The sequence below is a fragment of the Nostoc sp. UHCC 0252 genome (assembly GCF_034931145.1).
GTDB lineage: Bacteria > Cyanobacteriota > Cyanobacteriia > Cyanobacteriales > Nostocaceae > Nostoc.
Window position 1 is genome coordinate 64,783 of record NZ_JAYGHE010000013.1, and the last position, 24,828, is coordinate 89,610.

The following is a 24,828-nucleotide window of genomic DNA, read 5'->3' on the forward strand; positions in this document are numbered from 1 at the left end:
AAATTAGTTGTGAGAAGTCATGAGAGTGATGGTACTATTACAAAGTTGTTTTGCAGATTGATAGTTTGGTGAAAGGGAAGATACTGTCGATGTGGTAAAATTTGGCTCCCAACGATTAACAGCTTGACCAATCACAGCCATCTCTTGCATTAACTTCTCATATTGATCTGGTGTTAGAGATTGAGGCCCATCAGAAAGAGCTTTTGATGGGTTAGGGTGAACCTCAATCATTAAAGCATCTGCGCCGGCGGCGATCGCAGCTAATGCCATTGCTGGTACATATTCTGATCTACCAGTACCGTGGCTAGGGTCAATCATAATCGGTAAGTGAGTTAGCGATCGCAACACAGGTATAGCACTCAAATCAAGCGTATTCCTGGCATACTGCCGATCAAAGCTCCGAATTCCTCGTTCGCACAAAATCACATTCGGATTGCCTGCTGCCAAAATGTATTCAGCTGCCATTAACCACTCTTCAATCGTGGCAGACATGCCTCGCTTGAGCAAAATAGGTTTGTCTATATTACCTACTTTCTTTAACAACGAGAAATTATGCATATTGCGAGCGCCGATTTGGACAATATCAGCAATCTGAGCCACTTTCTCAAGATCGGCTGTATCCATGACTTCTGTCACGATTCCCAAACCTGTTTCTTGGCGAGCGGTTGCTAACAAATTTAAAGCACTCTCACCATATCCTTGAAAAGCATAGGGAGATGTACGCGGTTTATATGCTCCTCCCCGCAAAAATTTAGCTCCACCAGCTTTAACTTGCCTAGCTGTTTGGACAATCATTTCTTCGTTCTCTACTGAGCAAGGCCCAGCTATTGTAACTATGGAATGATTTTCGCTAAAACTAACTGCTCCATTCGGTGTAGATACTAATACTTCAGTAGGTTCTCCATAGCGAAATTCTCGACTAACCCGTTTAAAAGGCTGTTTCACCCGCAATACTTCCTCAATAAAAGGACTGAGTTGTTGAATGTATTGAGGATTAATATCTGCCGTATCACCGATTAACGCAATTATAACTTTCTGGCTGCCTACAGTTTTTTCTGGTTTAATCTTCCATCTTTGTAATTCTTGACTAATTTGTTGAACTTCTAGCTCAGGAGTTCCTGTTTTCATGACTATAATCATTGGCTTAAACCCTCATTTTAGTTGAGTGAATATTTACTTGAGAGTAATTATTCTAGACCGACATTTCTAAAATCATATTTGCTTCGACAATCTTCTCAATTATTTCTTGGTGTTTGCGCTCCACTTTTAAAGCTTCTAAATATGGCATACAAGTGAAAGAAACATTGTAGTAAAGGGATGCATGTTCTGGATTATTTTCCTGTATTTTCCTCTCAATTTTATTGAGTTCCAAAAATTTGGGATCTCCTACCATTTTTCTTAAAACAGTAAAGTGTTCTACGCAAAGATCAGCGAGGGCATCCATATTTGGTTTACGCATAATCTCATATTCTCGAAAAATTGATTGCCAGTCTCCTAAGTGTTGCTGAATGCAATTAGTAAGTAACTGACAATCTTCAAATCCGGCGTTAGCTCCTTGACCGTATGAAGGGAAAATAGCATGGCAAGAATCACCAACTAGCATTACTTTATCCTGATAGCTCCAAGGAAAGCATTTAATAGTAATCATTGCTTCCACTGGCTTATCAATGTAATTTACTAAGTTGGGTTCTACTAGCGACCATATATCAGGAAAGTACTTTTTGAAAAGATGGCGCAGAGAATCGGGAGATGCAGAAGACTTATGAGAAATTTCACCTTCATAAGGCAAGTGTAATGATAAGGTAAAACTTTTATCTAGATTGGGAAACCCGATCAGCATGTAATCATCTCGTGGCCAAATATGTATGGCGTTTTTATCTAATGCCCAATCGCCATCACTGGAGGGAGGAATGATAATTTCTTTATATCCCTGCTCAAAATATTCTTGGGAATAATTGAAACGTTTCAATCGCTGCATCTTTTGCCTAACAGGAGAATAAGCTCCATCAGCAGCAAAAATTCTATCCGCATGAACTTGATTGACTTCTCCTGTTTTTGAGTTTTGGAATTTCAAGGTAGCGGTTGGTAAATCAATGTCACTACATTTTTGATTGAAATGAAATTCAACGTTTTTATGCTGTTGGGCAAACCAGACAAGCGCCTTACTTAAGTCTTCGCGTCCGATGGAATAAATAGCTTCTTTATTGTTACCGTAAGGCTGATAATTTAGCTCACCATTTTGGGCATGAATAATTCTGCCATAGACAGGAATGCAAAGACTGCGTACCATATCGCCTGCACCAACAGCATCTAGTGCGTGGAAACCCCGTTCAGACAAGGTTATATTGATAGATCGATCTGATTGCAGATTAACTTGGCGTGGATCTGAATTTCGTTCATATACACTAACTTTAAAGCCAGCGCGTGCTAGGTACACAGAGAGCAGAGAACCTACAAGCCCTGCTCCAACGATAATAATTTTTTCTTCCATTTCTACCTCTTCTATTCAAACCAGTCCTTGTTCAGCTTTATGTTTTGTACTAGGAAGAATCTTTTTCAAGAAAGTTCACAAGTTGCGTTTAAACCGAGAGTATTGATAACTCTGGCAATGTTTTTGATAAGTGATTATCTGGTTTAATAGGTTCAAGCTGGGCTGTGAACTGACGCAACAATTTAGGCGCGTAGTTCAGTTGATACCCAGGAATTTGATCGCGCCGTGCAGCAGTTTTACCAAATATTTCAGCCACATAGTCTAAATGACTTTGCGTATATACCCTTCTAGGAAGTGCCAAACGAACTAATTCCAATTTTGGATACACCGTTTTGTTGGTATCTGGATCAAGATGGCCAAAAGTCAATGAGCCTATTTCTACTGTCCGTATTCCACCTTCTAAATAGAGTTCTACTGTTAAGGCTTGAGCAGGAAATTGTTCTTGAGGAATATGAGACAATAACAATCCAGCATCCACATATACTGCATGTGCGCCTGGCGGCTCAATGATCGGAATCCCTAATTCTCGTAGACGCGCTGCTAGATAAGCTGTTTGCCCCAAACGATAGGCCAGATAGTCTTCTTGAAGTACTTCACGCAAGCCAATGGCCATAGCATCTAAATCTCGGCCAGCTAACCCGCCATAAGTGGGGAATCCCTCACGCATAATTAATTCATTACGTGCTTGTTCAAATAGGGCTTCATCTCTCATGGTTATAAAGCCACCAATATTGACCATGCCATCCTTTTTCGCACTCATGGTAATGCCATCGGCTAGAGCAAACATTTCTTGGCTAATTTCCAGAGGAGTTTTATCTGCATAACCAGGCTCTCGTAGCTTAATAAAATAAGCATTTTCTGCAAAGCGACAAGCATCAATGAAAAACGGTATACCAAACTCTTTATAAGTTTGGGAAACTCTTCGTAGATTTTCTAGAGAAACGGGTTGACCACCTCCAGCGTTATTCGTGACTGTGATCATACCAAAGGGAATTTTGTCTGCTCCTACTCTATTGATAAATTCACGCAGCTTTTCAATATCCATATTCCCTTTGAAGGGGTGATATGAACCAGTATGATGAGCCTCTTCAATAACTAGGTTAGTAGGAAGTCCTCCACGAGCGCGGATATTGGCATAGGTAGTATCAAAGTGCATGTTAGAAGGAACATACTGACCTGGTTTAACCAAACAAGCGCTCAAAATGTTTTCTGCTGCTCGACCTTGGTGAGTAGGTAAAAAGTAGGGAAAGCCGAATATGTCTTGAATGACTTCTGCTAATCGATAATACGAACGAGCGCCAGCATAAGCTTCATCACCTTCAAGCATTGCTGCCCACTGTGCTTGACTCATTGCACTAGTGCCAGAGTCTGTAAACAAATCAATGAATATTTCCTCTGAACGCAGACCAAATAGATTGTAATTAGCTCGGCGTATGGCTGCCTCACGGGTATCACGATCAAGTAGTTTGATCGGCTCAACCATCTTGATCCGAAATGGTTCTGGGGGATGAAGGGTCATAACTTACCTCTAAATATTGTTTGTTGTTTTTTGATTGTGATTTGCGAGTGCGATCGCTCTTAAGCTCTTAATTGAATGGCACAGGGTTGAGGAATATCGCATATTTGTTGTATTTATTACCTTCAACCTTTAAATTAGACTTAGTTTGTTGAACTCAAATCTAGAATCGCGGCTTGATGATAACTTGAAAACCCTCCGGCATTAAAATAGCTCCTGCTGTACCTTCAAAATTCAATTTTTCTCCTGGAACTTTTTCAAAGGTGCATTTCTGCATTAGACTAGCGATGAAAGTGAATAGCTCAAGCCGTCCTAAATACTCTCCGAAACAGCGACGTTTGCCAATTCCAAATGGGTAATATTTATCTAGCAAATCTTCTCTAACTTCTCCTGTGTCAGTGAGAAATCGGTATGGGTTGAATTTTTCCGGCTCATGCCAAAAACGTTCATCACGGGTCAAGCTATAAAGATTAACGAACACAGGCGTATCTTTGGGAATGAAGTGACCATTGATAGTGGTATCAATTGTAGTAGCGCTTGGGAGAGCCAGAGGAAAGGAATGAGCATGTCGTAGCATCTCATGAATGCAGGCTTCTGTAAATGGCAATTTTTTGCGATCGGCCATGCATACTTGTCGCTCTCTACCCACGACTGTATCTAGTTCTTGGTGGATTTTGGTCTGAATATCTGGGTCAGCAATCACATATAACATCGCCCAACGAATTAGCGGTGCAATGGGCAGTAATCCTGTACCCATCATTTCTTGCGGTGTTCCTTCCACAATCACCTTTTCGGTAAGTCCCAAGGTTTGCTTATCGAACTCGTTTAACTCATTAGTGCCTTTAATGAGCGCATCTACCATACCTCTGAGGTTTTCGGGATCGTATGAGTCCCGATATTCTTTTAACTTCTTTAAAATCAATTTTTCTAGATGAATCAGGGCGTTATACCACTTCGATAACCCTTGTCCAAAATTTTCAAAAAATATACGGGTCTGTGGTACAAAATCAGCTAATAAAGTCCCTGCCGTATTTTGCGGAAAATCCTTAGCAAATTTGACAAAGCCAATAAAATCTTGATCGTCACGGCTACATCTTTCTCCAAACAAAATCTGGAGCATAACATTTGCAACAGACAGATTTACCTCTATCTCCGGATCGAAAGGTTGACCTTGATAGCTCAGGAGAATATTTACTAATTCGGCTGCTTCCTCCATTACTTGCTGTTCAATGGAGCTTATTTTACTGGTAACGAATTTATGCAGAGCATTAGTAGTAATTTCCCGATGCCTTTTCCATAGCAAACCATAATCCCTACCACCAATAGCCCTACCTCTAACTGCATTTTTGAGAGTGTAAAAGTTTGGTCTACCAGCAAAATCGCCTTGTTGTTTTAGTAAAGCCTCTTTAATTGTCTCAAGTCCATTGAGTACAACAATAGTTTGAGAAAAAATACGTATTTGAAAGACGTTACCGTACTGTTTCGCTAGGTTAGTGAATGTTTGATATGGGTATTTACCCATGATTGGCAGGTTCCCAATGATGGGTAAACCACGCGGCCCTGGAAGTGGAGTATTTCTTGTTGGGGTAGAAGGTTTTGATTGCAATAGCATAGTAATCTCTTTTATTTATGTTGCTGTTGTCTCAATTCTCTAAAACACATTGCACATTATTTGTCCTCTTTGTAGTCTCTCCAATATCGGAGAGACTTTTCTAGCCCGTCTATACAGGTTGTGGTACTTTAATATCAAAAAACTCTTTAAGTAAAGCTAATGGAATATCGTCTGCACCCGAAGAAACCAATGGCTTGATTGGTTCTGGATATGCACGGAAATCAACGTGTCGTGCTTGAGGATTTCCCCAAGGGTAAACTGATTGCGGTAACATATCAGATTGCTTGAGAAGAGAGAGCATCTGATTAGCAGCTTCTTCTACAGGTATTTCTCCTGCATCAACTTTATCTAATAACACTTCGTAACTATCCAAGACAGTTTGGAAAGTCTCAGCGAAGGGAGCTTTAGCCATAGGATAAGGCTCTTCTTGATCAAGCTCTATAAAAGGTGATGAACTACTACTAGCTATAGATTTTAAGCAACTACGGAACAGATAGACATCACTAAGAATTAAGTAAGCTAACCAAAGTTGAGTCATTGCATTCCATAGTGGAAAGTGCGACATTGATCGGAAAGTGTTATAGAGTATCTGGTCGTTGTGATCAATTTTTGTTGCTAGCAATTTTTCTACATGGGTAAATCGCTCAACGCTGAAGTCATCATCTTTCAAAGCCTCTAATAATCGACCGGCTAGAGAATGAACAGTTTCAAAGGTGCTGATAAAACCTCTTGAGTATAGAGGATCAATAAAACCATAAGAATGACTCAACAGAGCATAACGATGTCCTACTGCATGTGTAGATGAGTATTGAATCCTATCGGTACTGACCCATTTACGTACTGGTTTCAGGTCTTTAAGATGTTTAGCAATACTTGGGAACTGCTCGATAATACTGTAGAATTCTTGTTCTGGATCGATGTCTTTTTTCGGATACTTATATCCATTGAGCATTAACCCAACACTGCACAAAGAGCTTTCTGAAAGACTGTGGTTGTCAAAGGGAATGACCCATATCCAGCCCCCATCAAATACATGATGTAATGTTCCTTCTTGCCATTTACAACTTTGTCCTGGCAAGTCTTCTTGCGGTATACAATCATCGTAGGCTGGTAAATTAGCTACATGGGTAAAGATACCGCGAGTGTTGGTTCTTAAACGAGTTGGTTTTTCGCGGAGATTGAATTTTTCAGCAACTAGAGAACGGAAACCGGAGCCATCGACTAAAAAGCGAGCAGAATATTCTTCTCCATCTTTGATACGTACTTGTACGCCATCTTCTTGAAAATCAATGTCCTGTACTTCAGTTAAGTCATGATATTCAACGCCATAATTGATGGCTACTTTCAACATATAATGGTCAACATCTGGGCGGAAGAGGTGGCTTTCAGATATCAAAGAGGAAGATGGCGAAATCAGTTGATGTGCTTCATCTGGATTTTGTTTCTCGCCTTCTTTATGGTAAACAAACCCAAGTAAACGTTTTACGCCGCAACCAGATGATACGTATTGCTGAATTGTTTCAACTTGAGTTAAATTCTTAAGTTCTGGTATACCAAAACGTTCTGCAACAATCCACATCCACAATGCACTTTCAGGCAACATGGCTTCACCAATTGCAAAGCGAGGATGAGTACCTTTTTCGAGTAGCAATACGCTAAAACCATTTTTAGCTAAAATACTAGCCAAGGTTGTTCCGGCAATTCCTGCTCCGAGAATGATAGTGTCAAAATGTTTGTTTTTTTGCATGATCTCTTGAGTTTTGAATTGATTAGATTGGTTGCGGATTGATATATTTTAATAAGAGCGTAAATTCCATTTTGGTGATGGCGATCGCTTGCAATTAAAAAGCAAAGCATCAAAAGTTATGCAGCAACTGCTTACGTCTTCAAGTGTGTTGTTCTAGAAGAAATTCAAGTGTTTTCTTTTCACAATTCAAGTTTATATTGTCTTAAAGGATAGTTGCAATCATCATTTTTTTGATTAACTGAACAATTATTTTGATTTTATTAAAAAAAATATTTTAAAATTTAAAGAATGTAAGTTCATATCTATGCTTTAAAAGCAATACGGTTCAGTTAGTTCCAAAAGCCTTGAAATGCGTAGGTTGGGTTGAGGAATGAAACCCAACATTTTCGGGGCTTTGTTGGGTTGCGCTTTGCTTAACCCAACCTACAATTTTCCTTAACTGAACCGTATTGGCTTTAAAAGCAAAAAATGGCTCAAACTAAACATTGCAGCCATTGTAAAAACTTAATTTTATACATTGCAATTCATAAAATATGGCTTATGCTTCTAAGCCTCTCTTGCTTAGATTGCCTGAAAGTTATAATGCAATAACCATTCTTTTGATTGAGATATTAATTGTTTAGCACTAATCGCTTTTGGACTAAGATAACGGCGGCATATCGTTCTCCAAACATGAGGAGTTTTGCCATTTATCTGGCGAAATTGACGACAGAAACTAGCTGTATTTTGATAACCCAAGCTTAGAGAGATTTGATTTAAGTTTTGGTCTGTTTCTAATAGCAAAAGATATGCTTCTGCCATCCGTCGATGAGTAATCCATCGGTAAAGACTTTTACCAGTTTGTAGTCGTACCAAGTTAGTCAAATAAGCTGGAGAGTAACCAACTACCTGTGCTACATCGTCAAGGGTAATTGGTTGATTATAATTTGCTTCAATAAAGTCAAAGACTTCTTTGAGCAAGAGAACAGACTGATAATTTGACTGCTGAGTTGTGGTGTTGACAGTATTAATAGGTAATGGCTCTAGAATTTGTTGAGCGTAAGCCTCAAAATTCTGTTTCAGGAGAGTCTGTTTTTCAAGTTTGGTAGCAATTAATGCCAATAATTTTCTTGAAGTACATGACTGAGATTGAGAATCATTTATTTCTAGATCAATACCTTTGCGAGTTTCAACATGAGCTACCTTAGTAGTGAAAAAAATGAAGGGGATAGTTGCTTTGAGAATATCTTGATAAAGCGTAGTCAAGACATGGAAATCATCAAGTTGTGCGATCATGATTTTAGAAGTTATTTAAAGTTACTTTTTTGTGAATGCTCTTCAACGGTGAGACATTTCAATATTTGACATCTGCGTTGAGTTATTTACCAGTTTGCCGTCTTCCATTTGGACAATGCGATCTGCAACATCCAAAATTCGGTTGTCGTGGGTAACAATGAGGATAGTACAGCTTTGTTCCTTTGCTAGCTGCTGCATCAGGTTAACGACATCTCGACCAGATTTACTATCGAGAGCAGCAGTTGGTTCGTCAGCCAGAACAATTTTAGGATGGCTTACCAAAGCACGGGCGATCGCAACTCGCTGCTTTTGTCCACCTGAAAGATCATCAGGATAGTAATTTATCCGATGCTCTAATCCCACCTGCTCCAGCATTTGTGCTGCTCGCCGTTGCATTCGTTTTGAAGAAATATTTTTGTGCAATTCTAAGCCCATTTTGACGTTCTGGAGTGCAGTTAGACTACCATGCAGATTGTGAGCTTGGAAAATATAGCCGTTGTTGCGTCGCACCTGTACCAATTCTGCTGGACTGGCATGACACAATTCTTTTCCTAAAACCTGTAGACTTCCTGACTGAGCAGAGCGCAATCCACCAGCTAAGGTGAGCAGTGTAGTTTTACCAGAACCGGAAGGCCCGGTCATAATCACAATTTCACCCGCATGAATTTCTAAATTGATGTCGAATAAGACTTGTTTGCGGAGTTGACCTTGACCAAAGAAGTGATCGAGATTGTGGATGGAAATGACTGGCTTATGAAACATGGTGTATACCTAAAACATATCAGCAGGGTCAGCAGATTGAAGTTTACGGGTGGCGATCGCTCCTGAAATAGTACACATAACTAATGTTAGTAACAGCACAAATACTCCTCTTAACAACGGCATAGATAATGGCAAGTTAGTAGCATTACGAACCAAATGATAAAGTCCTATGGCAATTGACGCACCAGGTAAAAATCCCAATACTGCCAGAATCAACGCCTCTTCAAATACGACTCCCAACAAGTAAAAAGTACGATAACCCATTGCTTTAAATGTTGCATATTCCTTGATGTGGGCATTTACATCAGTGGAAAGAACCTGATAAACAATCACAATACCAACTACAAACCCGACTACAGTACCAAGTCCAAAGATAAAACCAATCGGTCTATTTTTGGCTTCGTAATCCTTTGCAGAGTCAATAAATTCTTTAAGTGTTAGCACTTGAACATCTTCAGGCAAGTAAGCTTTTAATGCAGATGTAACTTGTACTGGATCATCACCTGGTTTGAACTGAATCAATCCCAAACTAACCGCCCCAGCCTGCCGTTGAGGAAAGAACCGCAAAAAGTTCTGATCGCTGGTAATTAAAGTGCCATCGGTAGAGAAGGAAGCGCCAATTTGAAACAGTCCACTAATAGTAACAGTACGTCGCTGAATTTCAGTCTTGATAGTTTTACCCTGTTCAATTTCGGCAATAATCTCTTTGTAGTCTCCTCTAGATGCTCGGTCAAATAAAACCGTATCTGACAACTTGATACTTTTTAAATTCTGGTTAACCTCTGGCAAATCAACAGTAATACGCTCTGGATTCATACCTACTACCAGCATAGAGGTCTTGCGCTGGGTTTGGGGATTCTTCCAATCTATAGAGTTGATATACAAAGGCTGGGTTGATTTCACCCCAGGCACATCCATTGCTTGATAGAGCCGCCGCCGGGGAATAGTTCCTATATTTGCTAAGTCACGGGCTTGGGGACTGATTAGTACAGCGTCAGCCTTTAATTGGCGGTGGAGCAAAACGCTAGTATCAAACAGCGCATTCATAAAACCGAGCTGCATGAACATCAGTATATCTGCAAAAGCAATGCCGGATAGTGCCACCAACAGACGGCTTTTTTCATGACTGAGTTGTAACCATCCTAGAGGTGTTCGCTGCCGTAATTGTTGGATTAAACCTTTCATATTTCAATTACCACCGTCACTTGAAGGTTTGTTAGCTGTGCTACTTTCTGACTTGATGCTGGATCGAGACGCACCCAAACCTCAATCACCCGAGCATCAGTGTTAGCAGCTGGGTCGGCATGAATCACGTTTTGGCGAACTACGCTTAAGCCAATCCGCTCTACCGTCCCTTGCAGTTGTTCTGGTAGAGAATCACTCATTGCTTTGGCTCGTTGACCTGCATGAACTTTGCTGATATCACTTTGGTAAACCTCAGCAACCGCATACATCTGTCCTGTTTTGCCGAACTCTATAATTCCTTTATCAGAAACCCGTTCACTTGGATAAGTGTGAATTTTAAGCACTCTTCCTGTCTGTAGCGCTTTTACGTAAGCCTGTTCTAAATCTGCCTGGGCTTTTTGAACTGCAACCTTAGCACTACTGACTTTTGCGGCTGCAACCTCGACATCTACTGGACGTACTTCAGCAATTTGTTTCAGCGTGGCTTTGGCTTCATTGAGTTGTTGTTTTTGTCCTGATTGGATGCGCTTTAAATTTGCTCTGGCTTCTTGCAATTGCTCTTGAGCAGTTTCAAAATTAAGACGTTTGCTATCCTTAAGTGATGCAGAGATAGCTCCTTCCTGGTTGAGCATCTGATAGCGCTGGTTTTCGACCTGAGCATTCCTGAATTCAGCTTCCAGTCGAGCCACTGTAGCAGTTTGGGCTTCTATGTTATTGCGGCGCTCGACTTCCAGGCGAGCGATTTGTGCGCGTTGTGCCTCAATTTCTCCAACTTTTGCCCCTGCTTTAATGCTAGCAAGTTCGGCTTGCGCTATTCGTACCTGCTGTTGGGCTTCTGCTAAAGCAGCTTGAAGGCGAGCGCGACTATCCAAAATGGCAATCACTTGACCTGTTTTTACCAAATCACCTTCTTTGACAAGTAATTGTTCAACTCGGCTACCTTCGGATGAAGTAGGAGCAGAAACTTGAATTACCTCACCGCCAGGATCTAAACGCCCCAAAGCAGTTACCGTCTTGACTTCGGGTATATTGTTGACTTCTACTGTTTGGGTAACACCAGCTTGAGATGACTGAAACCGCCAGAGCATATAAGTTGTAACTCCGCCAACTAAAAAAGTTGCAGCGATCGCCAGAATGGTCAATTGGTGAACCGGAGGTTTTGTAACAGAGGATTTTTTGACTATTGTATCTTTCACCATAAAGCATTATTTAATTTGAGTTGGGAGTAATCTCAAGTCTGTTTCAATATGGAGTAACAGGCTTTTAGGAGTTAAGTTTTGTTAATTTAGCTTGTTACTACTGGCAGCTTCAAGTATTGCCTAAATTAATTAACTGCACTCGATATGGCTAATAATGCGATCGCCGTAAGATAAAACTTGAGTGTGTTGTAGAAAACTGTCTTGATCACGGTTTTAATGAATTGAGGTCTGTAATATAGCAATCCTAAATGAGTCGTGAAAAATATAGATAAGGAAACGAACCGCCAAGAACGCCAAGGACACAAAGGGAAGAAAGAAGAAAGAGGTATAGAATTTTCACAAATGATTTAGGACTGCTATATTGAGTTTTCCAATTCTGAATAATTTTGTCCAATTAAAATCAGAAAGTTAAGGCTAAACTTAATTAGTCGCTGCTTTCGATAACAAAGGGTTAGGGAGTAATGGTAAGGCGAAACCCGGTCAGGGCAGGGCGTAGGGTGTAGAGTGTAGTGCTAACAGTACATTAATGTTGAGTGCGTACTAGAGGATTTTATTTTGTTTAATTCCCCATACCCTACTCCCAAAGCCAGTAATATCATGGATTTACGCTTATCTTAATGCCGTTCAGGACTAGGAGGAAGAAAGCGCGTGTTTTAAGCCACCTCTGCTACATCCGACAACTCAAAAGCAACCGCAGAGCAAACGCATCTAAATATTGACGAGCCGGAATCAAAGTAGAATTTAGCAAAACCCTAATCAAATAAGGCTTTACGAGAAGATGATTGTCGGATTAGGAAAGATAATGCCTCTCAGAATTGCAGTCAATCTTTTAACTCAAAAGAAGCGTGTTAAACGTAGAATAAAAAATAAACAGTTTCTTGCCGCGATGGATAATAACTCTTTAACAATAGTTTTAGCGTTAGCTAAAATTAATATATTAAAAAATGAATCGAATATTTTACGTGAAAGTTTGCGTTTATCTCCAGATAAACACACTTTTATTTACCAAATAAATTTTTAGAACTTACGCATTGACAAGAAATACCAAATATGGATCAAGCTTAAAAACCACATATTTCGTAAGGGCACAGCAATGCTCATTGGTGTCAACTTAAGCTCAAATGCTTATTCCACAGGCGTTTTACCCCCCTTAATCCCCCCTTGTCAAGGGGGGAAAAAAGAAATCTAGTTCCCTCCCCTTTATAAGGGGAGGGTTAGGGTGGGGTGACGCGGATAGTGATGGGAAGCCAGAGGACTGAACATCACGTTTTGACAAGGGTTTCACGTTAAGTTGACACGTATGAGCAATGCTGTGCCCCTACAGCATTTACGTAGTTTACCGCCGTAGGCATCGCAGGATAATTAAGAAAAGCCTGAAAACTCCCTATTTTAGGTAATGCATATCACGATGCATTTGTACAGTGCGTAAGATGTAACTCAACTTTACTAACTACGATGATTGGGTTGGGCTTAAATGTGTTGTCATCGTGGTTCGGGTAAGACATCTTTGGAATAAAATGACCCGTTAGCGATCGCCTAATTCATATTTTCACTCAGCAACGCCCAGTGATTCTTGGTGGGAGCGGGTTAAATATTACGCTCGGCTGGCGATTAAACGTGTAGAGGATCGGGTTGATGCGGTGTTATCGTTGCGATCGCTCTGTTAAAACTTGATAAAATAAGTATTTTTTGGTAGGATTTGGGCAGTTCCAGAATTTGTAGACAAATCATTAACATTACCTGTTTTAACTACTGCAAACTTATTATTAAATAGCAATATTTCACCATTTCCAGGTGTAAACCAAGCTTTGCGAGCCTTGAGATTATTCGGAAAAATTAAAAAACTTGCATCGCCACGGTAAGGTGAAATCGGTTTCCCTAAGAATGTTTGGCTATCTCTATTGGGAATTGCGTAACCAGCAACAGATCCAACAAAAATATCAGTGCCATCTGAGTAAATAGTTTTAGGGAAATTGCTATTGCCGTCTCCTAATCCTGCTGTTGAGGGAAGTCTTGTAAAACTAAGCTGTCCGCGTTCAACAGTGAATGACGTTAAATCAACAATTCCTGTGTAAACTTTTGTCTCATCACGAGTTTGGGCAGCATTAGTATATTTATCTGTGGTGATCAAAGTTTGCGTTAAGAGGTCTTTACCATTCCACCTATAGATTGAATTACCCCCATAGACCGAACCAAGTACGTAGAGTTTATTCCCAGAAATGTATAATCTGTTGAGTCGGGTATCTGCCATGTCGTGAGCAAGACTGGCAGCATTGTAACCCCAAAGCTTACCTTGATTATCCCCTGGCAAATTTGGCAGTTTAAATATACTTGTGCCATTAAAACCGTTTCGGTAAAGAAAAGCTATTTGGACTGGAACGCCTAACCGCTTTTGTTGTTGAAAGCCACTAATGTAGAGATAATTATCTTTGTATTCAAAATCTGTTACTTCAGTTACCTTGTAATCCTGTTTGTCTTTGAAGTTAAGATTTGAATCGTAAATTGATAGAGTATTTACAGATTGATGAATAATCCATTTACCCTCTAAAAATTTAACTCTTGTTATTGATTTAGCAACACTGTTAACTATTGTTTGAGAGGTTCCATCAGTTTTTATTTTTACTAATCCTGTTGGAACAGCTAGCACATAGGTTTTACCATCAATAGCTGCACAGTCACGAGCATCATGGTAAGAATTTGGAATTAGTTTTTTCTTGCCATTAGCTTCTACTTCCCATATACCCTCAGCATTAATAACCGCGACTTTGCTGCCGTTGACACAAGCCGCTCTTGGAGAAGCAATATTAAGATACGTAGCGATTGCGGGGCTAGAATAAGTGAACATTGTTATACCTCTATATTTCTATTGTTTTTTTGATTTAACCTCACATCACTAGACATCTTGCAAAAGTTTCTTTTGTGAGATGATGGGGTGCATATTTGCATGTTAAAGGGTGAGAAGAAATTACATTCTTCTCTACAATCTTTACAACTCCATTCCTCACTTTTGTAAGAAGTCTAATTATTTCACGAAGATGTTTGCAATCCTAAGTGAGCAGCTAAATCAACTGCTTACTTAGGTAATTAAATGCCATCGGAATTTTTGCCCTTTCAATAGCCGAGATAGTTTTGGTCGGTTTGTCTCTCTCCAAAATCGGGGTGTTGATCTTACTTTTAAACTTGCAAGTCCTTAATCTATCTAATATTGACTATGTTTCATTGCCAGAATAGCTTCATAAAATCCGAACGACTTGAGTAGAAATACGGTTAAATTTAGATTTTTTAGATGGAATTACCGAGTGTGCGCGATCGCCGAACCGTTGGCAAGTTATTCTGGCACGAAATGTAAGCCTATGATCTCTGCTATATACTTATCTCAACACATTAAGTAGTGGCAAACTGTACATTATCAAGTAGGAGGCTATAATACCATAGGGCGTAATCCGTAATTAGTAATTACCATTGCGTAAGGGTTTTAAACATTTCAAATGAGTAGTTTATTTCCTGCCGTGCTGTACTAGTATGATCGGGGGAACACTTCATGCTTGGGCTTGACTCTACAAAAAGTGTTTCCTTATTAATAAGTAACCACGCAAAATTAATTACAGTCATTGCGAGCGAAGCAAAGCAATCCCAGCCCTTGCGATTGCTATCTCTACGAGACGCTACGCGAACATTTCGCTTCACTGCATTCGCAATGACATTGTGTAATTAACTTTGTTTATCTACTTATCAGGTTCGGTTAAACACTTCTAATATCTGTAGGTTGGGTTGAGGAACGAAACCCAACATAGATAGATTTTATTAATAAGTAATTACCCGAACTTGATATAATATCTCTAAGTTCCTAAATTATGGCGATCGCATTCTCCTAATCATTTAGGATTTGTTGTTGCACTTACAATACATATCACAAGTCATTTTTCGAGCATGATATAACCCATAGAACAAATCTAATGAGCGACAGCACTACCAGTTGCTTTCACCTTTTTGAAGAATAAAATAGCAAGACCACTTAGTAATAAAGCAATGCCAATAAAGTAGAAACAATCGTTAAAAGCCATCACGAATGCTTCTTGGCGGACTATGTTAGATATGGATGCGATCGCTTGATTTTGTGCTGTACTTAAATCTGCTCCCCGACTGACAAAATACTGTGTCATTTGGTCAATTCGCTGTTGAGTTTCTGGGTTATATAAAGATACTGCATCACCCAATCTATTCGAGTGAAATTGCTCTCTATTAGTTAATAAAGTTGCTAATGATGCAATTCCTATAGAACCGCCCAGATTCCGCATCATATTAAATAAACCACTCGCCGATCCTGCTTCTTGTGGACTCAATCCAGCAGTGGCGATAGAAGTCAGTGGAACCATAATTAGGGGTTGTCCCATTGCACGCACAAATTGCGACCATCGTAACTGATCTAATCCAGTTTGATTAGTCATTCCTGAGTTCATGAATGCACTGATAGAAAACAAAGCCACACCAACAGCCACCATTAAACGCACATCAATGCGTTGCATCAATTTGGGGATGAGGGGAATAATAAACAGTTGGGGAATACCAGCCCAAATCAACACTTCACCAATTTGCAGCGCATTGTATTTTTGAATTTGGGCAAGATACAACGGTAAAATATAAATTGAACCATATAACCCTATCCCTAGTGACACATTGACAATACTCGCTAAACCAAAGTTACGTTTAAACACAAGTCGTAAATTAATAAATGGTTGCTTACGAGTTAATTCAATATAGAAAAATATTGCCAAAAAAATCACCGCGACCACACTTAAGCGGACAATCAAAGCTGAACTAAACCAATCTTTACGGCTACCTTCTTCTAAAACAACTTGTAGTGAAGCTAATCCAATAGCCATTGCAATAATTCCCCACCAATCACCTTGTTTCAGTAAATTAATTTGGGGTCGTTCTTGCTTAATTCCATACCAAACACCAGCGAGCATTAATGCCCCTGGAATTACATTTATATAAAAGTTGTATTCCCAACCAAAATTTTCTGTTAACCAACCTCCCAATGTTGGGCCAATTGAAGGCGCAAAAACTGCACTAAAACCAAATGCAGCCAGTCCAACTGATTGTTTAGATTGGGGTAAAGTCGTTAATACAACTGTCATGGCGGTGGGAATTAATACTCCTCCGCTAAAACCTTGTAAGGCGCGAAATAAAATCATGGAATTTAGATCCCACGACCAAGCACAGCATATAGAAAAGCAAATAAATAGTGCAGTATTTACTATCAAATAACGTCGGAGAGAAAACACCCGTGATAACCATCCGGTTAAAGGAATTACCACAATTTCTGCGACTAGATACGCTGTAGAAATCCAAGAACCTTCTTCTAAGGTTGCTCCTAAACTTGCTTGAATATCTTGCAGTGAAGCATTAGTTATTTGAATATCTAATACCGCCATAAATGCACCAAGCATACTAGCTAATACACCAATCCAGGTTTTTAGCGGTACACGTTCTGGTGGTGATTGCTGACGAATTACACTTGTATTAGCCATAGTGTTGTTCCAGTTTTAAGGTTAAGCAACAGAATTTAGAATTATTTTTGTACAAATAATTATTCTATGATGATTTTTATACTAACTATTTATTTGCGTTTTGCCTAAGCTTTATTACTCATTAAAATGCCCTTTTCCTCATAAATGGGACGCATTATTTTCCTTAAAGCAGGCAACTGTCTGCTAAAAAAGATAGAGCCTAAAATACAAGCTATACCATCAATAATTAAAGTGTTAGGTGCGCCAATACGACTGGCTAAGATACCTCCCAACAAATTACCAATGGGAATCATCCCTAAAAATGACATTGTGTATAAGCTCATCAATCGACCGCGTTTGTCATCTTCAACAATTGTTTGTAAAAACGTGTTACTAGCAGCAATTTGCAGAATTGTACCTAAGCCAACAAATAACATCGTAAATAAAGAAAGTGGTAAAAATCGAGATAAAGAAAAGCCTATTAAACCCATTCCTAAAATTGCTGGAGCTAAAGCAATCAATTTACCAATTCCTAAGATTGTTTGGCGTGTAGCTAGATAAATACCACCAGTTAAAGCTCCAACTCCAGAAGCCGCCATCAAAAAACCCAAACTTTCTGCACCACCTTTAAGAACTTGTTCTGCAATAACTGGTACTAAAATAGTATTTTGCAGCCCCATAAGGCTGACTAAAGCTGATAGCAATAAGATGGCTCGGATGGGCGGAAAACTAAAGGCATATACAAATCCTTCTTTGACTTTTTGTAAAGGATTACCGTCAGTCACGACATTTTTCCAAGGCTTGACTTTCATTGCCAATAAAGCGGCGAGTACAGCAATGTAGCTTAAACCATCTATTAAGAAACAATAGCCAGTTCCAATTCTGGCAATTAGTAAACCTCCGATCGCAGGGCCAATTAATCTAGCACCGTTGAACATTGTAGAGTTAATGGCGATCGCATTGGCTAAATCTTCTCTGCGTTCAACCAGTTCTGGCACAAATGCTTGACGGGCTGGCGCATCTAAGGCGTTAATAAATCCTTGAAACAAGCTCAAGGCGATGATGTGCCATACCTGAATCACACCAGTCAGCGCCAGCGCTGCTAATGTTAATGATTGAATCATCGCCAAAACTTGTGTAGCAATTAAGGTATGATACCGAGAAAACCGATCTACAAATACTCCGCCAAAAGGAGCTAAAAAAAAGCTAGGAATTTGACTTGAAAATCCCACAATTCCCAGCATTAATGGGGAATTTGTCAAGTCATAAACTAGCCAAATTGTTGCAAGTTGTGTCATCCACGTCCCAATTAGGGAAATACCTTGTCCAGCAAAAAATAGCTGGTAGTTTTTTGACCTTAAAGCAGGTAGTAATAACGGTTTTTTCATGTCAGCTTTGTTTTATACCAATCTGCTCTCACAAATATCATTTCGCCTCATCTTTATACGCCTCTCTAGAGATGTAGGAGAATCTGATAACAAGAAAGAGGTTTGCAGGCAATTTGGCATTACTTAACTTCCACAGCTACTTCCGCAGACATCCCCGGAGTAATCCGCGATTCGTACCCTTGAATGCTCTTTTGCTCAAAAACTACTTTGACTGGAATGCGTTGGACAACTTTGGTAAAGTTACCTGTAGCGTTATCCGGTGGTAGTAAGGCAAACTGAGCGCCGGAAGCTGGCGAAAGACTTTCAACACGACCAACAAAGGTATGATGAGGGAAGGCATCGAGCTTGATTTCTGCTGTCTCACCTGGGCGCATCTTTTCTAATTGGGTTTCCTTGAAGTTCGCAATTACCCAATACTGATTATCCACGATCGCCATTAATGGTGTTCCTACTGCAACTCGGTTGCCAACTTGCACGCTTTTTCTACCGACTCGTCCGGCACTGGGGGCGGTAACATTGGCGTAGGATAGTTGCAATTGCGCGTCTTTGAGTGCTGCTTCCGATTGCGCGATCGCAGCTTTTGCCGCTTCGTATTGACTACGTTTTACTGCTGTATCTTGTCCGCCTGCGGTAGCTTGTTGCAATCCTCCCCTGGATGCTGCCAATTTAGCTTGGGCGTTAGTGACATTTTCTTGCGCCTGTGCTAACTGAGACTGGGCTTTGGCAACACCAACTCTCGCAGAGGCTAACTTGGCTTGGGCTTGTTCTACTCCTTGAATAGCGGCGTTTCTTTGTGCCGTCGCTACATTAAAAGCGGCCTTGGCTGCGTCTAATTGCTGGCGAGCGATCGCACCGTTTTTATACAATTCGTTGTAACGATTGTAATCTGCTTGGGCATTTTCCAAATTCGCATTTGTTTGCGCTACCTGCGCTTGGGCGGCGGGAATCCCTGCTTCGGCTAGTCTGACTTCAGCTTGGGCGGCTGGTATCCCTGCTTGGGCTTCTTGTACTGCTGCTTGGGCTGTGGAAATTGCTGCTACCGCGCCGCTAACATCCCCCTGCGCTTGAGTTGTCTTACCAGTGGTGGTTTGTGAAGTTAAGGCAATATTTGCTTGGGCGGCTTGGGCTTGTCCACGTGCATTTTCTAAGGCTGCTTGTGCCTGTTGCACCTTACTTTCATAGTCCCGTGGATCTAATTTCACTAACAACTGTCCCGGTTGCACCAGTTGGTTATCATTCACTAGCACTTGACTTACAGTTCCCGGAATCCGGCTACTAACTTGGTGAATGTTTCCTGCAACGGTGGCGTTGTCTGTTTCTTGATGAGTGGAGGCATATTGCCAGTAGTTATAACCAAAACCACCTGCGGCGATCGCACCCACACCCAAGGCTGCCAAAATCAAACCAGTCGGTTTTTTCCGTTTCGGTGGAACTTCTTTCTCGATCTCAGGTGCTTCTGGGGTTACAGCTTCTAAAATCTCTGAATCACTAATCAATTCTTTTTCTATAACTGGGGTTTTGTTTTGGTTGCGTCCGTTAAAAGTATTCGCTTTCATGATTCTTAACTCGCTTGGTCGATGATTTGATTAATAGTCGTTTATTTAGAACGCGTAATATTTTCTGAAAAAAATCTTATTTCCTTAGTATGCGTAGTATTATCTCAAAATAAATTTTTACGGCACTTCCCCCGGTCGGGTGATTGTGGGACTATCTTTAGGAGAGGTTAGCGATCGCCCGATTCAAGATTTGGGAAAACAGTTCGCGATCGGCAAAAGAAACACCATCCATCGCTTCATCCCGAACTGCGGCGGCGATTGGCGGTAAGATAGTTTCTAGTTCCTTACCTGCATCCGTGAGCCAAATTCGCCAGATGCGGCGATCGTGAGTGTCGCGTTCTCGACGCACTAAACCGCGTTCTTCCATGCGATCTAATACGCCTGTTAAAGTCCCTCCCACTTGTTTGAGTTTGTCTCCAATACTAGAAGTAGGTAAACCATCTTCTTGCCACAAACAGCACAACACCAGCCAGTGAAATGGTGTAAGTCCAAAAGGTTCTAACCTCTCAGTAAACTTGCGTCCGAGCAGTTGCGAGACTAATTTGATTCTGTAGCCCAAATTGTATGGTGCGAGATTTTGCTGCCACGAATCTAAAGCTGGGGAATGATTAGATGTAGAAACCATTTAGCACAATACTTAGTGTACGTACTATTATCATAACGAAATTAGTCTTTTTTAGCAATAGTTTTTTTGCATCTGTCTTAGGGAATAAATTGAATAAAGAATTTTTGATAGTGCCAAGAATGTGGTAATAGTAAGCACTAGTACTCAATCAACTATAGCAATTCGCTTTGATTTACGAATTTATTTGCGTAATACCAATTTAATGTGAAGCTGCACTAAATGAGTAACTCTCTATTCTTGGCGTACTTGGTGAACCAGCGCTGTAGGCGGGTTTCCCACCGTAGGCGACTGGTTTTCCCGTTGGGCGGTTCGTTTAATCGTTATGGTGTATATGATAAATTGCTGTCTTAAATTTTCTTATTAGTTTATTCAGAGATAGATGTGCCCAATGCTAATTCCACAATTACAAAAACTTTTAACAACACCTATTACTCAAACAAACAGACAAAATAAATCTAGATTTAGTGTTATCTTTTGGTACAGTTTAAGTCTAACTTTTGCTGTTGGTTATATTCTTATGGGGCTGCGAAAAGCTTTCATCAGCCAATATATCGTTAGCGACGATGCACGGGAATATATTTCTTGGATGTATCGTTACATTAACCCAGATTTATTTCCTGGGGATTTAATTGCTGATTATTTCCAGTCGGTAACACCAATTGGATATGGGATTTTTTATAAAATAATTGCGGCTTTAAATATTGATTTAATTTTATTCAGCAAAATTTTTCCAATAGTACTGGGAATAATTACAACTAGCTATTGCTTTGCAGTCTGTATGGAGATATTGCCAGTACCAATGATGGGGTTTATTGCCTCCTTACTTTTAAATCAAAGTCTTTGCCTCCAGGATGATTTATTTTCTGCTACCCCTAGAGATTTTATTTATCCTCTATTCTTGGCTTTTTTATATTATTTAATACGGTCTTCGAGGTTTGGTATATTAATTGTAATTTTACTCCAAGCCTCAATATATCCTTTAATAGCTTTTATTGAGTTATTAATTTTATTTATAAGATTATTTAGTTGGCAAAATAGGCAGATAAATATTTCTCGAAACCGAAAAGATTTTATTTTATTTGCAGCCAGCACAATAATTGCTGGGATTGTGATTTTAACTTTTGCTATTCAATCATCACAATTTGGCCCTACAATTACTGCTGCTGTTGCGAGAACGATGCCAGAGTACTGGGATGGAGGAAGGTTTAGATATTTTAGCCATAATATTATTAGTTATTGGTTTGATGGTAGAGATAGCGGTTTTTTTGCTTTAATTTCGCCTCCGCAATTATTGTTGGGCTTATTCTTGCCAGTTATCCTGAAATTTCAATCTCGCTTTTTCCTCGCAAAGCAATTAAATGATGAAGTCAAATTATTACTACAGGTAGTAATAGCTAGTTTGATAATGTTTTTTACTGCCCATCTATTAGCTTTTAAACTGCACTGGCCTAGCCGTTACACCCATCATACTTTTAAGATGGTACTTGCTATTGCAGCAGCAATTTCTATTACCTTGATTTTAGATGCTATATTGCGATGGTCAAGACAAAATGAGAGACAAATTTTTATATTGGGTACTATTGTTATCCTTGGTGCAGGACTAGTTTTTTACCCTAGCAGCTTAAAAACTTTTCCCAAAACCCCTTATGTAGAGGGTCAAGTCCCAGCATTATATGAGTTTTTGCAAAAGCAACCACAAAATATTGTCATAGCCTCTACCTCAGAAGAAGCAGATAACATACCTATCTTTGCTAAAAGAACAATTTTGGTAGGTAAAGAATATGCTTTACCAATCCATACAAAATATTATGCTCAGTTTAGCAGGCGGATGCTTGATCTTATCAATGCCCAATATAGTGAAGATATTAATCAGATTAAAGACTTTATCCAAAAATACCAGGTAACTTTTTGGTTATTAGAACGTTCTGCATTCACTCCAGAATATATAACTAAAAATACTTGGCTACAACAATATCAGCCAGTAGCGCAACAAGCCAGCGCTAAGTTACAGAATAATTCTCTACCTGTTTTAGCGACGTTAATTAACTCTTGTCGAGTTGTTGAGACCGATAATTTAGTGCTTCTCAAAACAGAATGTATTAAAGCAATTAAGAGTTAAAATAATACGCTTGGGTTAAGTGCTAAATGTACAAAAACGTGAGTTTTGGAGATGCGATAAATCGCCGTCTCTACAAGTTTTTTAGTCTTATATTTAGCGACAGTGGCTTTTCATGTCTCTTCGGAAAGGATTTGAATAAACAAATACTTTTCGCCTGTACCGAGAATGCGGTAAGGTCGAGATAATGTAGAGGACTGGCCAGCATAGATTAAAGCATAGCTCAAAGCTGGTAATTGGGAGATAGAAGCTACCTGTTGGGGACGACTAGAAAGATAGAAATTAAGCAGTACCTTGGTTTTAGCGTCTATTTCTACAAAGTAAACAGGATTAGTTTGGATAATTGAAGCGATCGCAGGTTGTTGTAAAAAAGTTCTCAAAGCAGGATTATAATCACTCAACAGACCGATACTACCTATCGCCGCCAAAGCTAGCCAACAGGGAATTAACCAACCTGCAATCCAGTAACGAGTTGTGAGAAACTTTTGGCCAAAGTGGTAACGACCAATCCACACCACAGGCAAAATTAACCAACCCAAACCCATAGCCAAGCCAATAGTTGCATACTTGCGGATGTCTGAACCATCCCAACTCAAAACCACAATACTAGCTATTATAAGTAAAACGCCTAATCCACCAAAGCTATAGCTGAGACTCCGGGGAAGATTCTTCTTTGCAAAAATATTTAATAGATTTATTCTATCCTTTTTAAGAGGTAATTGTGAGTGCATTTCTGTTTGGTAAATATTGCCCAACCAGTTCAAACCCACAGATGCAAATAAAGCTATAAATGGGTAAAGACAAAGACTATAGTGAGATAAACGAGTAGTAAAAAAACTAAGTTCTATAAATAAGACAAGTGGAAAGCCAACTAATATCAAATGGTAACGAGGAATAGGACGGTGAACAGTTAACAAGAAACCTAAAATTCCGAAAAAAGCCCAAGGAAATGCTTTTAAAAGAATATTCCATACATAGAAAAATGGCCCATTATCATAATGATCGTTAGAACCTTGCTGCACAACAAACTTTAATAATTCCTCAAAACTCTGATTTCCGTAGTGCAGCCAGCTTAACCACAGCCAAATACAGGTAGGTATTAAACCTACAAAAAAACCTAAATACAAAATTGGGTTAGTAAGATGACGATGACGGCGATGTTCCCAAATTAAATAAGGCAATAAAGCTATAATTGGCAAAAAAATCATAAAGCTTCTGATTAAAAAGCCTAAACCTAAACTTAAACCAGCGATAAAACTCCAAAAATACTGATATCTAGGATGTAGTTCCGTTTTTATTAAAGACCAAATAGCTAAAAGAACTAAAAAAACCATTGGGATATCAGGTGTACTTAGGCGGCAGTATTGCAGCCAGAGAAATTCCAGGCTTAAAATTACAGTAGCTAGCCAAGCTAATTTTTTGCCTAGCATAATTTTGCCAATTTCATACACAAGCAATAAGCTAAAAATCCCAGCAATCATACTAGGAAGACGCGCAGTAGTATCACTGATACCAAAAAGTTTGTAGAAACTGGCAATTAACCAATAAGGGCCAGGAGTTTTATGATGTGCTTTATCCCAAGGAGCTATCCAATTGCCAGAATCAAACATCAGCCGTGCGCGTGATGCGTAAAGTCCTTCATCATGTGCTATCAGACTATTGTGCCCAGAAGTAAATAATAATAAGGGCAGTATTAAAACTAACAAACTAAAATAGGGTAACGATCCCACTAGGCGGATTTGTCGCCAAATATGCTGAAAGAAGTGTAGTTTATAAAACATTTACTAATTCGTAATTCGTAATGACGTGGTGTTGACTTATTTATCTACACGAGTACACGGAA

General features: G+C 39.6%; 17 protein-coding genes. 2 read left to right on the forward strand and 15 right to left on the reverse strand.

What is annotated here, in order from left to right; all coding sequences use genetic code 11:
- Positions 1–3: 3 nt before the first annotated feature.
- From aroF to VB732_RS11025, 9 genes are all read right to left on the reverse strand, one after another.
- Positions 4–1,140: a 3-deoxy-7-phosphoheptulonate synthase gene (gene aroF, locus VB732_RS10985; RefSeq protein WP_323230868.1), complete on the reverse strand. Its 1,137-nt coding sequence runs from the start codon at positions 1,138–1,140 to the stop codon at positions 4–6.
- Between the two features lie 52 nt (positions 1,141–1,192).
- Entirely contained in the window at positions 1,193–2,491 is a 1,299-nt protein-coding gene (locus tag VB732_RS10990; RefSeq protein ID WP_323230870.1) for an NAD(P)/FAD-dependent oxidoreductase, read from the reverse strand.
- Positions 2,492–2,579: 88 nt separating this feature from the next.
- Entirely contained in the window at positions 2,580–4,010 is a 1,431-nt protein-coding gene (locus tag VB732_RS10995) for a tryptophanase (RefSeq protein ID WP_323230871.1), read from the reverse strand.
- Between the two features lie 160 nt (positions 4,011–4,170).
- A complete protein-coding gene (locus VB732_RS11000; protein WP_323230872.1) occupies positions 4,171–5,619 on the reverse strand; it encodes a cytochrome P450 in 1,449 nt (482 codons plus the stop codon).
- Positions 5,620–5,728: 109 nt separating this feature from the next.
- On the reverse strand, positions 5,729–7,366 hold the full coding sequence (locus VB732_RS11005) for an NAD(P)/FAD-dependent oxidoreductase (RefSeq protein ID WP_323230873.1): 1,638 nt from the start codon (positions 7,364–7,366) through the stop codon (positions 5,729–5,731).
- A gap of 561 nt (positions 7,367–7,927) precedes the next feature.
- Complete coding sequence (locus VB732_RS11010) at positions 7,928–8,641, reverse strand: AraC family transcriptional regulator (RefSeq protein WP_323230874.1); 714 nt, start codon at positions 8,639–8,641, stop codon at positions 7,928–7,930.
- 42 nt (positions 8,642–8,683) lie between these two features.
- Positions 8,684–9,403, reverse strand: a complete 720-nt coding sequence (locus tag VB732_RS11015; RefSeq protein ID WP_323230875.1) for a DevA family ABC transporter ATP-binding protein — start codon at positions 9,401–9,403, stop codon at positions 8,684–8,686.
- Positions 9,404–9,412: 9 nt separating this feature from the next.
- Complete coding sequence (gene devC, locus VB732_RS11020) at positions 9,413–10,588, reverse strand: ABC transporter permease DevC (RefSeq protein WP_323230876.1); 1,176 nt, start codon at positions 10,586–10,588, stop codon at positions 9,413–9,415.
- A complete protein-coding gene (locus VB732_RS11025; protein ID WP_323230878.1) occupies positions 10,585–11,787 on the reverse strand; it encodes an ABC exporter membrane fusion protein in 1,203 nt (400 codons plus the stop codon). Before VB732_RS11025 ends, devC begins: the two co-directional genes overlap by 4 nt.
- 778 nt (positions 11,788–12,565) lie before the next feature.
- Here VB732_RS11025 and VB732_RS35960 point away from each other — a divergent pair.
- Entirely contained in the window at positions 12,566–12,808 is a 243-nt protein-coding gene (locus VB732_RS35960; RefSeq protein ID WP_416235736.1) for a hypothetical protein, read from the forward strand.
- Positions 12,809–13,450: 642 nt separating this feature from the next.
- Here VB732_RS35960 and VB732_RS11035 read toward each other — a convergent pair.
- From VB732_RS11035 to VB732_RS11055, 5 genes are all read right to left on the reverse strand, one after another.
- Positions 13,451–14,632: a hypothetical protein gene (locus tag VB732_RS11035; protein ID WP_323230879.1), complete on the reverse strand. Its 1,182-nt coding sequence runs from the start codon at positions 14,630–14,632 to the stop codon at positions 13,451–13,453.
- A 1,108-nt stretch (positions 14,633–15,740) separates the two neighbouring features.
- Positions 15,741–17,321 (reverse strand): DHA2 family efflux MFS transporter permease subunit, encoded by a 1,581-nt coding sequence (locus tag VB732_RS11040; protein ID WP_323230880.1) that lies wholly within the window; start codon positions 17,319–17,321, stop codon positions 15,741–15,743.
- Between the two features lie 104 nt (positions 17,322–17,425).
- Positions 17,426–18,688, reverse strand: coding sequence for an MFS transporter (locus VB732_RS11045; RefSeq protein WP_323230881.1), 1,263 nt, complete (start codon positions 18,686–18,688; stop codon positions 17,426–17,428).
- A 119-nt stretch (positions 18,689–18,807) separates the two neighbouring features.
- Positions 18,808–20,244: an HlyD family secretion protein gene (locus tag VB732_RS11050; RefSeq protein ID WP_323230882.1), complete on the reverse strand. Its 1,437-nt coding sequence runs from the start codon at positions 20,242–20,244 to the stop codon at positions 18,808–18,810.
- Positions 20,245–20,401: 157 nt separating this feature from the next.
- Positions 20,402–20,869 carry a MarR family transcriptional regulator gene (locus tag VB732_RS11055; RefSeq protein WP_323230883.1) on the reverse strand — a complete coding sequence of 156 codons (468 nt, stop codon included), beginning with the start codon at positions 20,867–20,869 and terminating at the stop codon, positions 20,402–20,404.
- Positions 20,870–21,257: 388 nt separating this feature from the next.
- On the opposite strand from VB732_RS11055, the gene VB732_RS11060 reads away from it, so the two are divergent.
- On the forward strand, positions 21,258–22,988 hold the full coding sequence (locus VB732_RS11060; protein WP_323230884.1) for a hypothetical protein: 1,731 nt from the start codon (positions 21,258–21,260) through the stop codon (positions 22,986–22,988).
- Between the two features lie 110 nt (positions 22,989–23,098).
- On the opposite strand, the gene VB732_RS11065 is transcribed toward VB732_RS11060, so the two are convergent.
- Positions 23,099–24,766 (reverse strand): glycosyltransferase family 39 protein, encoded by a 1,668-nt coding sequence (locus tag VB732_RS11065; RefSeq protein ID WP_323230885.1) that lies wholly within the window; start codon positions 24,764–24,766, stop codon positions 23,099–23,101.
- Between the last annotated feature and the right edge of the window lie 62 nt (positions 24,767–24,828).

What these genes read in the sequence shown, in the direction of transcription:
- VB732_RS11045 (WP_323230881.1), bottom strand. Translation starts at nt 18,688, where the DNA reads ATGAAAAAACCGTTATTACTACCTGCTTTAAGGTCAAAAAACTACCAG.
- VB732_RS11010 (WP_323230874.1), bottom strand. Translation starts at nt 8,641, where the DNA reads ATGATCGCACAACTTGATGATTTCCATGTCTTGACTACGCTTTATCAA.
- aroF (WP_323230868.1), bottom strand. Translation starts at nt 1,140, where the DNA reads ATGATTATAGTCATGAAAACAGGAACTCCTGAGCTAGAAGTTCAACAA.
- VB732_RS11060 (WP_323230884.1), top strand. Translation starts at nt 21,258, where the DNA reads ATGCTAATTCCACAATTACAAAAACTTTTAACAACACCTATTACTCAA.
- VB732_RS11025 (WP_323230878.1), bottom strand. Translation starts at nt 11,787, where the DNA reads ATGGTGAAAGATACAATAGTCAAAAAATCCTCTGTTACAAAACCTCCG.
- VB732_RS11065 (WP_323230885.1), bottom strand. Translation starts at nt 24,766, where the DNA reads ATGTTTTATAAACTACACTTCTTTCAGCATATTTGGCGACAAATCCGC.
- VB732_RS11050 (WP_323230882.1), bottom strand. Translation starts at nt 20,244, where the DNA reads ATGAAAGCGAATACTTTTAACGGACGCAACCAAAACAAAACCCCAGTT.
- VB732_RS11040 (WP_323230880.1), bottom strand. Translation starts at nt 17,321, where the DNA reads ATGGCTAATACAAGTGTAATTCGTCAGCAATCACCACCAGAACGTGTA.
- devC (WP_323230876.1), bottom strand. Translation starts at nt 10,588, where the DNA reads ATGAAAGGTTTAATCCAACAATTACGGCAGCGAACACCTCTAGGATGG.
- VB732_RS35960 (WP_416235736.1), top strand. Translation starts at nt 12,566, where the DNA reads ATGATTGTCGGATTAGGAAAGATAATGCCTCTCAGAATTGCAGTCAAT.
- VB732_RS11015 (WP_323230875.1), bottom strand. Translation starts at nt 9,403, where the DNA reads ATGTTTCATAAGCCAGTCATTTCCATCCACAATCTCGATCACTTCTTT.
- VB732_RS11005 (WP_323230873.1), bottom strand. Translation starts at nt 7,366, where the DNA reads ATGCAAAAAAACAAACATTTTGACACTATCATTCTCGGAGCAGGAATT.
- VB732_RS11035 (WP_323230879.1), bottom strand. Translation starts at nt 14,632, where the DNA reads ATGTTCACTTATTCTAGCCCCGCAATCGCTACGTATCTTAATATTGCT.
- VB732_RS10990 (WP_323230870.1), bottom strand. Translation starts at nt 2,491, where the DNA reads ATGGAAGAAAAAATTATTATCGTTGGAGCAGGGCTTGTAGGTTCTCTG.
- VB732_RS11055 (WP_323230883.1), bottom strand. Translation starts at nt 20,869, where the DNA reads ATGGTTTCTACATCTAATCATTCCCCAGCTTTAGATTCGTGGCAGCAA.
- VB732_RS10995 (WP_323230871.1), bottom strand. Translation starts at nt 4,010, where the DNA reads ATGACCCTTCATCCCCCAGAACCATTTCGGATCAAGATGGTTGAGCCG.
- VB732_RS11000 (WP_323230872.1), bottom strand. Translation starts at nt 5,619, where the DNA reads ATGCTATTGCAATCAAAACCTTCTACCCCAACAAGAAATACTCCACTT.